General features: G+C 46.0%; 12 protein-coding genes and 2 pseudogenes. 1 reads left to right on the top strand and 13 read right to left on the bottom strand.

Annotated features, from left to right (window positions below):
• Positions 1-162 precede the first annotated feature (162 nt).
• The 11 genes and pseudogenes from ACTRXI_RS15510 to ACTRXI_RS15460 form a co-directional block, all read right to left on the bottom strand.
• On the bottom strand, positions 163-459 hold the full coding sequence (locus ACTRXI_RS15510) for a helix-turn-helix domain-containing protein (protein WP_474264022.1): 297 nt from the start codon (positions 457-459) through the stop codon (positions 163-165).
• A 141-nt stretch (positions 460-600) separates the two neighbouring features.
• Positions 601-1,134, bottom strand: a complete 534-nt coding sequence (locus ACTRXI_RS15505) for an LOG family protein (RefSeq protein WP_474264024.1) — start codon at positions 1,132-1,134, stop codon at positions 601-603.
• Between the two features lie 74 nt (positions 1,135-1,208).
• Positions 1,209-2,168: a hypothetical protein gene (locus ACTRXI_RS15500; RefSeq protein WP_474264020.1), complete on the bottom strand. Its 960-nt coding sequence runs from the start codon at positions 2,166-2,168 to the stop codon at positions 1,209-1,211.
• A gap of 84 nt (positions 2,169-2,252) precedes the next feature.
• A pseudogene (locus ACTRXI_RS15495) lies at positions 2,253-2,402 on the bottom strand (TetR family transcriptional regulator); the annotation flags it as partial.
• A gap of 196 nt (positions 2,403-2,598) precedes the next feature.
• Complete coding sequence (locus ACTRXI_RS15490; protein WP_474264017.1) at positions 2,599-3,756, bottom strand: FtsW/RodA/SpoVE family cell cycle protein; 1,158 nt, start codon at positions 3,754-3,756, stop codon at positions 2,599-2,601.
• Positions 3,734-4,882, bottom strand: a complete 1,149-nt coding sequence (gene ftsW, locus ACTRXI_RS15485) for a putative lipid II flippase FtsW (protein WP_474264014.1) — start codon at positions 4,880-4,882, stop codon at positions 3,734-3,736. The genes ACTRXI_RS15490 and ftsW overlap by 23 nt, the downstream gene beginning before the upstream one ends.
• A gap of 91 nt (positions 4,883-4,973) precedes the next feature.
• On the bottom strand, positions 4,974-5,777 hold the full coding sequence (locus ACTRXI_RS15480; protein ID WP_474264011.1) for an undecaprenyl-diphosphate phosphatase: 804 nt from the start codon (positions 5,775-5,777) through the stop codon (positions 4,974-4,976).
• A gap of 371 nt (positions 5,778-6,148) precedes the next feature.
• A complete protein-coding gene (locus ACTRXI_RS15475; protein ID WP_474264009.1) occupies positions 6,149-6,406 on the bottom strand; it encodes a GlsB/YeaQ/YmgE family stress response membrane protein in 258 nt (85 codons plus the stop codon).
• A 501-nt stretch (positions 6,407-6,907) separates the two neighbouring features.
• Entirely contained in the window at positions 6,908-8,266 is a 1,359-nt protein-coding gene (mgtE, locus tag ACTRXI_RS15470; protein ID WP_474264007.1) for a magnesium transporter, read from the bottom strand.
• A 133-nt stretch (positions 8,267-8,399) separates the two neighbouring features.
• Positions 8,400-8,615: a hypothetical protein gene (locus ACTRXI_RS15465; protein ID WP_474264004.1), complete on the bottom strand. Its 216-nt coding sequence runs from the start codon at positions 8,613-8,615 to the stop codon at positions 8,400-8,402.
• Between the two features lie 50 nt (positions 8,616-8,665).
• Complete coding sequence (locus ACTRXI_RS15460; RefSeq protein WP_474264002.1) at positions 8,666-8,797, bottom strand: hypothetical protein; 132 nt, start codon at positions 8,795-8,797, stop codon at positions 8,666-8,668.
• Positions 8,798-9,114: 317 nt separating this feature from the next.
• Between ACTRXI_RS15460 and ACTRXI_RS15455 the strand changes: the two are divergent.
• Positions 9,115-9,273 (top strand): annotated as a pseudogene (locus ACTRXI_RS15455) (hypothetical protein); the annotation flags it as partial.
• A 16-nt stretch (positions 9,274-9,289) separates the two neighbouring features.
• Here the strand turns inward: ACTRXI_RS15455 and ACTRXI_RS15450 are convergent.
• Positions 9,290-10,522, bottom strand: a complete 1,233-nt coding sequence (locus ACTRXI_RS15450; RefSeq protein ID WP_474263999.1) for a YeeE/YedE family protein — start codon at positions 10,520-10,522, stop codon at positions 9,290-9,292.
• Positions 10,523-10,954: 432 nt separating this feature from the next.
• Entirely contained in the window at positions 10,955-13,228 is a 2,274-nt protein-coding gene (gene helD / locus ACTRXI_RS15445) for an RNA polymerase recycling motor HelD (RefSeq protein ID WP_474263998.1), read from the bottom strand.
• Positions 13,229-13,259: the final 31 nt, after the last annotated feature.

The raw sequence follows: 13,259 nt of genomic DNA, 5'->3' as shown, positions 1-13,259 counted from the left end.
TGGTACTTTCATTTTACACTGGGATACCATGGGTGTTTTTTATTTTTTAGGTGTTGCGCTTAATATTACAATTCAAGATAAGCAACAACACAACGGTATAGAAGCAGCTTTCCTCCCCTTATGATGGGCGATGGAAAACGAAGCATAAGGCACCGAAAACGCTCATGCGTTGGAAAAAGGTTCCCTAGGTTTCGACGACTCTCCAATAACGAAGGTAATGGAAAGCACTTGGCTTATCACTATTAACGTACCTACACTTGGCATCGTTGATCCCGATTCAATGCGTCGAATCGTCGATACCGCCATTCCTACTTGTTCAGCTAGTGCTTGTTGCGTCCACCCCTGGGCTTTGCGCGCCTGTTTGATTTGAACGGCCAGGCGTCCTCGAGTTTTCGCCTCCAGCATCTTTTGTTCGCCAAAGAGATCTACATGCCGTTGTTCGGCTTCATGGCGTGCCATCGCTTCCTCCCCCTCCATTTTTAGGATTTTTTCTTTATGTAGCAAGGGTTCCATGAGTGGATCTTAAAGTCTTTTATCTTGTAGAGAGTGACTATTAGTGGAACATTTAGACGCTAATAATAAATTTTATGGTTTCACTCGTTAGTACGTTTTTATAGTTGGAGCAGTATACGCATGCAACCGGTCTAGAAGCATCGTCGGGTCTTCTTCGACAATGGCCATCTCGCGATAGCGGTCCTGTAAAAAAGCACGATCATTCATGTAATACATAAAGTTCACAAAACCACTGTAATAGTGATCCACATTCAACAGCCCGCACGGTTTTTGATGAAATCCGAGCTGGGCCCAGGTGAATACTTCCATGAATTCCTCCAGCGTGCCGGGCCCTCCAGGTAAGGCCACAAAGCCATCAGCCAAGGAGCTCATTTTCTCTTTTCGTTCGTGCATGGAAGACACGGTATGTAATTCATGTAAAGACGTATGGGCAATTTCTCGATCCACGAGGTCTTGAGGCATGACCCCAATAACGTATCCTCCATGTTCTAAGACGCTATCGGCTAAATCGCCCATTAACCCTACACTTGCCCCTCCATAGACTAAGGAAATTTGTTTGTTGGCTAACAGTTGTCCAATTCCCTTTTTGCTATCGCCAAGAGTTTGGAAACCACAAAGCAACGTCAATTCTTAATCCTCCATTGGCTCCGCCAAATTCCGGTTACATTGACGAAATGAAAAGCAACGACAACAATTTACTCTTGGCCCTCATCCTCATCGTTGAAATAATCATCCCACTCCTGATCATCTAACCTGTTAGGTTCAGTACCCCTTTGCATGTTATAAATTCTTCGCCTTTCATTCTCTATCAAATCATTATTTTCCCTTGTTTGTTCAATAAGATAATCTTTAACTGATCGACCTTCGTTTCTAAGTTCTTCATCTCTTATCAACTCTCTTGCTGCAAATTGTTGATTTTCCGTTCTATTTCTATGAATCTCACTATCCATATCACGGTGCACTACTTGTCTCCAAGCAAGTACTACCTGCATAAGATATTGTTCAGGCCCTATTAGAAAACTCTTCACTACTAATCTTTTTGGAAGTAATAGCAATGGCTTCATTCTTCCCCTAACCTCATCCCAAACCTCTGGAACACGTCGAGTCTCATGTTGCCACTCGTGATCAATACTATTCCAAAAAGCATAGTTAAATTCGTTATCTCTAGGAATATTATTTAAATCAGATTGTCTAATAGTAAATTCGACCAGCTCACGTTTTATAATACTAGCTACAAAATCTGATAGATGATCCGGACCAAAATTCGGAATAAAAACCATAAACTCTTCTGGATGACGGACAAGATTATCTTCATACAGATGATTTTCAGTTATATAATCGTACACAAGTGCAAGTGACTCTTCAGAATTACCAGTCCCTCCAGCTGATCCTCTAGAGTAACCTAAAAATATCTCGTTGGATTCTCTGGAATTAACAAACAATTCCCTAGCCTCTTCATATCTGCCATTCTCATACAGACCGAAAATTGTATAGTGAAAATCATTAATCTTTGCAAGCCAATCTTCATAACCTTCTTCAGCAGCAATTCTTGTAGGATCTAAAAATAATTCATTATCAACCGGAACGTTTAGATTTAAGAATTCAAAGTTTTCCTGACCATGTTCTTCTAAACCAAAATATTCTGAGATTCTCAATAAAATTCCCCCTAGAACACTATTTATTCATCAACTACTTTATCTTCTTCAACTAATTCAGAATTAACCTCTATTCCTGTAAAACTACCTATGTTTCATTTTAGCGTAAATAGTTGACCTGGGCACACCAGTAAGTTTAACGATATCGTTCACGCTCATATTATTTGTTTCTCGTTCTTGAAATAATTTCAATGCTTGCTGGATAGCTTTATCAGATTGCCCCGGTCTTCCCATAATGGCCGGGAGAGCATTGGGGCTCTGTGTAAGGAATAATAACAAAATAAGTGTAAGTAATCGTCTTCCCTGAAACACTCAGGTGGGGGAGAAGACGCTATAGCATGAATGAAACAGCCATCGTCCACTTTTCCTTGGAAGATGGCTGTTTTGTGGAACTTGTGCTCAAGAAGGAAAACGAAGATCGAATACTCCTCTAGTTTTCCCGAACAAACATACTTGGGCGGTGGTGGTAGCGCACGCTCATCACGAGCCCCAGGGCTAACATGGTCGCAATCAGGGAACTGCCGCCGTAGCTGATAAAGGGGAGGGGAAACCCGGTGACGGGAAGCAGCCCCAAATTCATGCCAATGTTTTGAAACACCTGAAAGGCGAAAAGGCCGAGAACGCCGGCACACAACACCTGACCGAAGGTGTGTTGCGTTAACAATGCCGTGCGGATGATCAGATAGGCCAGGACGAAATACAGGCATAACAGGACAGCGGCCCCGATAAAACCATGTTGATGGCCAATGATCGCAAAAATAAAATCGGTGTGAGCTTCAGGGATATAAATCGGGAGGTTGTTTCCCTGCAGTTGACCGGAGCCGATCAGGCTCATGGCCCGGTCGACCTGAAAGCTTTGGTTGACATTAGCGTCCGCCTGGAGCCATCCTTCGATGCGGCCGACCTGATAATCCGACATTAGTGGGTATAAAAGCCGTTCTAATACACCTGGTACGAAATAAAAGAGTCCTAAAAATCCGAGAAAAAGCAGCGAGGGAACACCGACAATAAGACCCAGCCATAAGGCGGAAACACCGGAAACCAATGCGATCGTCAAGAGGAGGGCGAGCATTTGCATGACCGTTCCCATGTCAGGCTGCAGCATTAAAAATCCGATCGGTGGGAGCGTTACGGCCCCCAATTTCAATAGTAGCAGCCCTTCCTGCTTGAACGTCGCCGGGGCATAGCGGCGGTGATGCCTTTCCACCAACAGGCTTAACAGAATCAACACGGTGAGCTTGGTTAATTCAGAAGGTTGAATTTGAAATCCAGCCAGCGAAAACCACCGATTGGCACCATTGATCGTTGGGGCGATGCTCTCCGGAGCGACCAAAAGTACTGCTAATGGCAGAAGGCCCAAAGCGTATAAGATTCCTCCGGCTTTTCGGAAGTAATCGTCATCAATATGCGTCACCACAAAGGCTCCCCCGGCGGCAAGCCCAAAAAAGATCATTTGGCGGGGAATGAAATTGGTTTCGTATTGCGCGAGCTGTTGGGCGTGATAAATCGCATAACAACTGACCACCGCAAACAGAAACACGACAAACCATAAATTGATATCGTGCTTATCCCGCTGAAGACGGTACATGCCAAAACTCCTTTCGTGCTGGGGGAGGGGATTCCTTTGTATTGTGCCGGTGGATGCTTTGCAAGAGCCCCATGCTGGCCATAAAGACAAGGAGCGACGACCCCCCGTAGCTGATAAATGGCAGGGTGATGCCGGTAATGGGCATCATCCCGCTCACGGCGGCTAAATTAAAGATGGTTTGGCCCAACAGAAAAAAGACGATCCCGTACGCCAGTAACTGGCCAAACACCGTGCGGGCGTGATGGGCAATGCGAACCCCCCGAGTCGCTATCACAGCATAGCCACTGAGTACGCCCACCAATCCAAAAATCCCGAGTTCCTCGATGATGATCGCAAAAATAAAATCCGTGTGTCCTTCCGGCAGGGCCCCCTGCTTTTGAATGCTTTGGCCCAGTCCGGTCCCGGTTAAGCCGCCGTTAGCCATGGCGACGAACGCCTGGACTAGTTGAAATCCTTCTTCCGGGTAGTCAAACGGCCGACGAAAAGCCATCAGACGGTCCATCCGATACGAGGCCCGGGTGGCAATCCACGTCAAAGCGCCCGCAGCGCCGATGCCTAGCATGGCCAGATGCGTGAAGCGGGCCCCGGCCAGAAAGACCATGACCGCTGCCAATAAAATAAACATTAGCCCGGTGCCCAGGTCCGGCTGCAGAAGCACGAGGCTGAATAACAGGAGCACCATGATGAGTGGTGGCAACATCCCCTGCGTGAAGTGGTGCACGTACGGACGTTTGTTGGCATACGCATAGGCCAGGTAGAGAATCAGCACAAATTTAACAAACTCCGACGGCTGGACCTGGATCGGTCCGAAGGTGAGCCACCGGGTCGAGCCGTTCACGGTGGTGCCCATCACGAGCACAAGGAGGAGCATGACCACAGATACCAAGAGAAAGAAGGGGAGGAAGGCTTTCCACTTCCGGTAGGGAACGACCATCATCCCGAGCATGACCCCGGTGCCCACCAAAGCCCAAAATGCCTGCCGTTTTAAAAAGTAAGCGGCGTCGTCCAATTGGTAGTAGGCGCGGGGGAAACTCGCGCTGTAGACCATAATCAGGCCGAAGACCACCATCAAAAACGTGGTGATCAGGAGAGGAAGATCCATTCGAGTGAACCAGGTTTTACGCATACAACGACCTCTTTCGGAAAAGTAGTTCTATGATTATTGGTGGCAGTTCCTGTTGTACCATCACCACCCGGGGGACGAACAAGCCCACGTATTACACGAACAAAAACAACAGGAGACTGACGGTGAGACAGTATCCGGCAAAGTAGATGAGTTTGCCGCTGGTCAACACTTCAATAAACAGTTTGATGGCGGCAATGGACACCAGGAGAGAGACAAGAAAAGCGACCAGGTAAAAGCCGAAAGCGCCCGGAGCCGTCACGGCCTGAATAATTTCATCGCCGGTGAGGACCAGGCTGCCAAGGCTGGCCGGGATGGATAAGAAAAAGGAATATTTCAGCGCCGTTTCCGCTTCCACTTTTCTTGCCAGGGCCGCGACGACGGTAGCTCCGGACCGGCTGATCCCTGGAGCAAGAGCGAGCGCCTGGGCCAAGCCGATGAGAAGGGCATCGATGACGGTGATGCCTGCTTCCTGTTTATGTCCCCGTAATTTCCGAACCAGGTACAACGCCCCTCCAGTGATCAGTAACGCGGCCGCGACCGTCGTCATACTGGTTAAATGGCCGCTGATTTGGCGATAAAACAATCCGCCGGCGATTATTGCCGGGAGGGTGCCGATCAGTAATAGCAGGGCAAAGCGAAACATCGTCCCATCTTCGGGGTGGCGAAAACGGAGGTAGCGATAGGTGCCAGTGAGCAATTCCATTAGATCGTTTCGATAGACGATACCTACGGCGATAAGCGAAGCGGCATTTAAGAAGGTTTCTAAATGCAAATCCGGGACCTGCAGACCGAAAAAATAGGCCATCATGCGCAAATGACCGCTGGAAGACACAGGCAGAGGTTCGGTGATCCCCTGGATAAGCCCTAATAGTATGTATTGAAGCAATTCGAGCATGGGAAAACTCCTTATTATTATAGTGCGGACACTTAGAGTGATGAAATAACCTTATATCTCTACGTACGAATCGAGGCATTGGTTTCTTTGGAAACTCTTTATCCCGTGCCAAGAGAGATTCCTCGATAGTTGTTGTTAATGCTAAAGGCGATATTATATCCGAAGAGGCAATGAGGCGCAATCATTATTGGTATGGTTGCGGAAATGCGGGTAGAGACGACGAAGGTTCGAGAAAATACTCATTTTGATTATACATCAAAGGCCATGCTATTTGTTCTTACAATATCATAAAAAATTTGCCGACAACCTCTAGAGTATAGAGGCTTGCCGGCAGGGGAGGCCTTTAAGAAAAGACCTTCCATGGATGACCATTATTTCTTTTTTCGAACAGCGTTAAAAATAGCGCTAACGATCAGAACTAATACAATAGCCCCGATGAGAGCGGGAATGATTGAGAAGCCACCGATCGCCGGTCCCCAGCTTCCGAGTAGGGCCGTTCCCAGGCTTGCTCCGATAAAGCCAGCGATAATATTACCAATGATACCAAAAGGCACGCCTTTACCGGTCAAAGCTCCGGCAGCCCAACCAATGAGGCCACCGATGATTAAACTCCAAATAAACGATAACATGTGTCTCACCTCCTACAATCTCTTGCTTTGAGTATTAAAAACGTTCAAGTTTCTATGATTCCCGTGCCATATGTACTCAAACGTGGGATGAAAAGAAAATTATGAACCACTGGCGATTGTTTACGTGCTGGTGATTTCTCATTAATCATTCCGGTATTAGATATGCACGAGAAAAGGATGGAGTGGCCCACCTATAACATAAAAGAGCAAGGGGGTCTTATCTGAAGACCCCTGCTCTATGTAAGTTCTTTTGATCCTCATTACTCTCATCATATGTCTGGGATTCATACGAGTAGATCTCCAGAGGGGCAGATCGAACATATTAGAACGTTTGTCTCGATTTGCGAAGTTTTAATCCAAATATAATCATGAAACCCAGGCCAATGAGAAGTTGCACGATTTCTAAATCACCTGGAAGTATCATCGAAAAGATAAAAAGAAAAAATCCACAAAAAAACAAAAACATATGGATGAAATAGCGAATCATCGTGGTACCTCCATTTACATTAACTGCGAAATGAACATGGTGGCCATGCCAAAATAGATCAGCAACGATAATATATCATTGATCGTAGTGATGAGGGGCCCGGATGCCACAGCAGGGTCAACGTCGAATTTATATAGAATGAGAGGAATGATGGTTCCGGCTAACGTACCAATGATTAACGTCATTAATAAGGAACTGCCAACGACGAGTCCTAGCGTAAAGCTCCCTTGCCATATAAATGCAATCAACGCGATCATGATACCGCAGGTAATCCCAATCATAATCCCGACCCACAATTCGCGAGCAATCAGTTTCATGACCTGTTTTACATCCAAATCGTTGGATACCAAGCCCCGCACGACAACGGCAAGGGACTGGGTTCCTGTGTTCCCTGTCATTCCGGCTATCATGGGCATGAAAAAGGCTAATGCCACCACGGTCTCCAACGTGGCAGAAAATCCATCAATAATGCTGCCCGAAATAAGGCCGATAAACAGTAATAGAATTAACCACGGCAAGCGTCTATAGGCTGCGGTAAGTGGCTTCGTATCAAAATCAATGGCTTTACCGGTGGCGGACAGTTTTTCGATATCTTCGTTCGCTTCCTGGATAACCACATCGATAATATCATCAACGGTAATAACACCTACCAGTTTGTTTTCATACTCGACGACAGGGATCGAGATGAAATTATAGCGCGAAATTATTTTGGCCACTTCCTCTTGATCCATATGTACATCGACTTTTATCACCCGGGAATACATGATATCTTCAATGTTATGTTGAAGTTGGTTTAGCAATAAGTCTTTGTAAGAAACGACACCCACTAGATCGTGATTGTCATCAACAACGTACAAATAGTTTAGGTATTCGGCAATTTCGGCAAAATGTTTAAGTTTATCCACGGCCTCCTGGACAGAGTAATGCTTAGGAATGGAGACATAACGGTCCGTCATAATGCCTCCAGCTGTTTCTGGAGGGTAGCTCATTAAGGTTTGAACAGCGGTGACTTCCTTTTGATCCATGTCGGCCAGCAATGCTTCCGTTCGTTCTGGCTCCAGGTCTGTCAAAAGGTCAGCCAAGTCATCATTTTCCATGACATCGAGCACTTTTGTTGATTGGTCGTTGCCCAATTTGTATAAAACGTCCAGCTGTTCTTCTTTTTCCAGTTCCTGGACCAAATCAGAAAGTTCTTCCACAGAAAGATACGTCAGTAATTTTTGACGATGCTTCTCGGGGACATGAAGGTATTGTTGAGCCATATCATATGGCTGTAATTCCTGCATGATATCCTGTACGGTTTGTTTTTTTCCTTCCTTTACTGCTTGAATAATAGCAAGGGTCGTCTCGTTTTCCGTCATGGTTAAGAACAACAGGTACACCTTCTTTACAAATAAATGATGGGAGTAACAGCAAAGAAAAGGCAGCTTTGACCGAGAAGAGAATTGCTCTTTCGTTTCATGTCCTTCTTCTCCAGAGAATATTCTCTGGAGAGCTGTTCCCTGATTACTGCGTTCGTGGGCCTTTTAGCTCGCAGGAGACGACAGCGTCGGTGCGGACGAGCAAAGCGTCTCCCAAGGTTAAGACGTCTGGCGGTTGTTCGTCGGTGCCGGAACTCATCGCGCGCTGAATAGTAAAATACAAATCAAGAGCATCATCTTCGTTGGGGACTTTATGCGAAATCTGATGCGTATTCGACAGGGTTAAGACAAGCTTAAACATCGACTCTCTCCTTTAAAGGTATTGGATGAGGGGTGGAACCGTCCTCTGAACTATTCATCTTCATTATTCGGAAACTCTTCCGGCATACCATCGGATTTCTCATCATCTCCACAGGCGGCCAGGGTACTGGAAGCTCCCAGCATCACAAGGAGGACGATAAAAATGTTGAACCAACGTTTCACGTTTTTGCGCTCCTTTCGGAAAACCATGCATGATGGCTTTAGATTTGAAATTTATTTTTATAGACCATACCCGATGGGGGCGAACATCTAACAACAAATCCCTAGCCATGAAGATAGCATTTCGACCTATTTAATATGATAATATGAGATGTGAAATTTATGACTAATAAAACGAAGAAATAGAAATGAAACCTAAACGTTTGCTTTATAAAATCACATACTAGAGAGAAAGATGAAGTGATCATGCTTTTTTATTCAGTATATATCGATGAAAATTCTTTCTTTCCTCAAAACTAGACTCGTTTTATGCCACCTATGAAGACTTGGTAGAAGCGATTCGTCGCTATATTCGGTTTTACAATCACCAACGATACCAGGAATATTTAAACGGCTTGCCTTTAATGGAATACAGAATCAAGCCGCTTACAGTTTTACTTATTTTTATTATCTACTTGACGGGGATCAATTCATTTTGAGATAGCTATCCTATCCTTATTTCCCCGTGCGCTTTCCTTCTTCGTAATGATACAACGGCAGCCGATGGCTGATATAGTAGGCAGTGTACACACCAAGAACAGCCATGATAAGCCATAACCATGCATGCAGACTAAAGGAAGCGATACCGCTGAAATAAGCCCCAATATTGGCACCAAATGAAATACTCGCCCCGTATCCCATCAGCCCTCCCCCAATCAGGGCGATTAAAGCAACCCGCAGGGGGATTTTCGAAAACCGGATTTGACGGTTCATTGCCAGAGTTACTATAGTCCCCAGAATGACACCGAAATTAATGATGCTCATGGAATCCATCAGCACTGGTTGATTGAGCGCAACAAACTGATTCTGTTCAATCCAGTATGTCCACCCGCTCACATCCATTCCAAGAGCCGTCGCTATCTTTGACCCCCATAGCGTAAAGGAGGCTGTCAGCTTCCAGGGCTCCCCCTGCACGAGAAAGATCAGCGCATTTAATACTGCAAGAATAACAGCACCCACCCACAGCGGCCAGGAGCCGAAAATGATCCGGCTCCAGCTTGCAGCGGAAGGCAGCGGTGGAAGAGCCGGAGGCCTCGTTCGCTTTTTATGCACGTACGAGCCAAAAGCAACTAGTCCGAGAAAAATAACCTGAATCAGCCAGGCCCCTATGTAACCGATGCCCGTATCCATTGCGAGCGATACCGGCTCAAACGAAGGAAGGGACGTGTTCCAAAATCCAAAATGGGCGGCCCCTGCCACTGCCCCCGCCGTAAAGCCGGCCAATGTGCAAAGCAAGGCGGTTCTGCCGCCCTCTGCTTCGTAAAATGAAGAGGGGGCAAGGCCGCTGCCTATTTCCATGCCAAAACCGAAAATGAACGCACCAGCTATCAATCCAACACTCACAGCGGAAAGTGCCGGAAAAGGGCCTGTGCCAAACAAAGCCGCACCGCCAATAAAAATAGCAGCTGAAAAGGTCGATACGAGGATAAGCATCAGCATATGAGCCCGGAGCATTTCCGTATTGCCTTTTTCAATAATCTGCCGGTAAACGGCCGAAAAACCGAAACGGGCGTGGAAAAGAGAAAATCCAAGAAGAAAACCAACCCAGAGCAGAATCACATACTGCCAGCCTGATATCTGGTAAGAAATGAAAGAAAGCGCCAGAATGGCCAAAATGCATAAAATTGAAATAATGTTTTGTGGATTATCTAAAATTGAATTTGTCCCTGTGGTGCTTTTATCATTCATAAAATATCTCCTAACTAGGATATGTACTAAGACTTTCTTTAATTCCCCTTCTTCAAACAGTTTACACCCTTATCGTAAAGAAGATGGACATATTTATCCCTCCTAGTAGGAAAAGGGAAAAACATCTACATTTCACAACCGTATTCATCAAATGAACGCTATCTTTTTTATTCCTGAAAGATTGAAATGCTTGTTTGTTAATAAAAAACTTCTGATAATTGTCATTACGTTAATAAAAAGATAAAGAAACTCCTGTCAATTTAGGCTTCTGGGAAACGTTTCCGAAAGCGCGGATGAATAAAAGATCTTATCCAATATTTGGCGCAACTTTTCCTTTTTAAAGGGTAAACCCATACGGTAGATGAAATTATCTTCCCTTCGGGGACCAGGGAGATCATCGTACGAATACCCCCACCCCCGCCCGATTCTCCACTATATCCATTCTTCTAAAACATCTACATGACGCTGATGTACGACGAATTCCAAGTAATGTAATGCCCGTGTCATCACAACATACAACAGCTTCACGTCTAGTTCCCGGCCTGGATGATACATGTCCTGCTCCATGTAAACAAAAACGGCATCAAATTCTAGCCCTTTGGCCAAGTAAGAAGGAACAAGGACCAATTCCCCTTCTCGAAAATCTTCCTTTTCTCCCAATACATAACTGTCTACAGTAGTATGTTTTTCCAGTGCCCGATGCAGTTGCCGGCACTCGTTCATCGTTTTTCCAATAACCGCGATGGAAGGAGTGCCATCGGTTCTTAGATCGTTCACCCGCGCTTCGATACGTACCGCTGCCTCCTTGTCATGCTGAAAAGAGGCGACTTCCGGCGATTCCCCATGACGAACGACCGGCCGGGCTTTGGGTAGCTTCTGGTTGACACTTTGTTTCAGAACCTGGTTGGCTTTCTCCATGATTTCCTGTGTCGTACGATAGCTCTGATTAAGCGTGGTGTACGTGGCCTCCGGGAAAACATAGGTCTGCACGTCCTCCCAGTGCTGTATACTCCGATAACTGTGAATCCCCTGGGAAAGATCACCCAGGATGGTAAAGAGTTTGGTTTTGGTCACCGCCCGCAGCGTATATAACTCAAGCAGGCTGTAATCCTGGGCTTCATCAATCACCACATTTTTAGCCTGATGCTTCGTCTTTACGCCCGCAAGTCTATGCTGGAGGTATAACAACGGCGCAGCGTCCTCTGCTTCTATTTTTTTTCCTTTTAAGACCTGCTGTTGGTAACCGGCCAGCTGTTCGGCTTCGACCTCTGAAAAGTCTCCAAACGCTTTCAGCTGTCCGGCATCCTGCATGAGGTTTTTATATATCGTATGAATATCGGGTTTGGTAAACTGTTTTCCATAGGCTTGAATGGCTTCTGAGGCTTCTTTCTCTAATCGTTTTGCGTACGCCTCCTGCTCGTCCATGAGCTGGACCACCATTTCTCTTCGTTTTTCCGGATCCCGGACGTTCGATCGCACTTTTTCCATGCGGTCTTCGTAGACCTCTTTCACTTCGGCAATAATTCGCTTGATTTCTTTTTTGGCTGCTGCCGTAATGACTTTTTTTATTTTATCGATGCGTTGAAAAGCCGGCATGTAGCCATACTGGTCATGATACAGCTGCTTCACGTGCGACGCCTCAATAAGTGTAAAACGATCCACGATGAGATCCTCGGCCTCAATCAGCTTCTCGGCCATAGCGTTTCCATAGGCTTCAAGCATATCTTTACACGCCATCGATCCCTTAAAAGCAGGAATCCAGGTAACGTCACGATTCCCCTCCTCCGTTCCTTCAAGGAAGTTCAATAAATGGTAGTCCAACGACTGAATAGTATATTTTTTCCCCATCGCCGCCATGAAAAAGTCCTGAAACGTCGTCTGACGCACCTCTTCCACACCAAGTTCCGGCAAAACCCCGGAAATATAATGAAGAAACAATTGATTGGGGGCCAGTATCATCATATCTTCCGGATCAAAGGTGTCTGCATACGTATAGATAAAATAAGAAATCCGGTGCATGGCGATGGTTGTTTTTCCACTCCCGGCCACGCCCTGGACGATCAACGGTTTGTCCATATCGGCACGAATAATGCGGTTCTGTTCGGCCTGAATGGTGGTCACAATGTCTTTCAACCGTTTTTCTGCATTGGTCGACAGCGCGTCCTGCAGCATCTGATCTCTCGCTGTAAGATCAATATCCTGCATATGCTGCAGTTCCCCTTTCTGTACCTCAAACTGCCGTTTCAATGATAGTTCTCCCTCATGCTTTTCCCCTTCAGCCTCGTACGACGCCGGACCGAGACTGCCTTCGTAATACAGATTAGCAATAGGCGAACGCCAGTCAATGATCACCGGTTCCTGGGTCTCGTTTTTTGTTAACGAGGTCTTTCCAATATACAGCTGTTCCGTCTGCCCGGTAGCATCTCGTGTAAAATCAATACGCGAAAAGTACGGCTCGTCCTTCACACGGATAAGGCCCCGGTATTCTTTATTCGACATTTCCAGCAGCTGGGCATTGGCCAGCGTGTTCACATAGCTTAAACTACTGTCCAAATGGTCGAGTTCCACGAGGGCTTCTTTGATGTTCTGCTGGTAGGCCGATTGATTGTCGACAGAGGATTCAAGCACGTCATAGATATAGTCTATTGTCTGTTGTAGGCGCTGTTGTTCTTGGATAAACGCCGGGTCGTCGTACGGATAGGCCATGGTATCTTCCTTTCTTTATGTATTACTTCGG

The organism is Marinococcus sp. LNHM4E3-1 (genome assembly GCF_056034405.1).
Note: the sequence above shows the minus strand (reverse complement) of the source record. Positions and strands in the feature narration are given on the sequence as shown.

Coding starts and splice junctions, on each gene's coding strand:
- ACTRXI_RS15510 (WP_474264022.1), bottom strand. CDS start 459: ATGGCACGCCATGAAGCCGAACAACGGCATGTAGATCTCTTTGGCGAA.
- ACTRXI_RS15490 (WP_474264017.1), bottom strand. CDS start 3,756: ATGTACCGTCTTCAGCGGGATAAGCACGATATCAATTTATGGTTTGTC.
- ftsW (WP_474264014.1), bottom strand. CDS start 4,882: ATGCGTAAAACCTGGTTCACTCGAATGGATCTTCCTCTCCTGATCACC.
- ACTRXI_RS15480 (WP_474264011.1), bottom strand. CDS start 5,777: ATGCTCGAATTGCTTCAATACATACTATTAGGGCTTATCCAGGGGATC.
- ACTRXI_RS15475 (WP_474264009.1), bottom strand. CDS start 6,406: ATGTTATCGTTTATTTGGAGTTTAATCATCGGTGGCCTCATTGGTTGG.
- ACTRXI_RS15465 (WP_474264004.1), bottom strand. CDS start 8,615: ATGTTTAAGCTTGTCTTAACCCTGTCGAATACGCATCAGATTTCGCAT.
- ACTRXI_RS15450 (WP_474263999.1), bottom strand. CDS start 10,522: ATGAATGATAAAAGCACCACAGGGACAAATTCAATTTTAGATAATCCA.
- helD (WP_474263998.1), bottom strand. CDS start 13,228: ATGGCCTATCCGTACGACGACCCGGCGTTTATCCAAGAACAACAGCGC.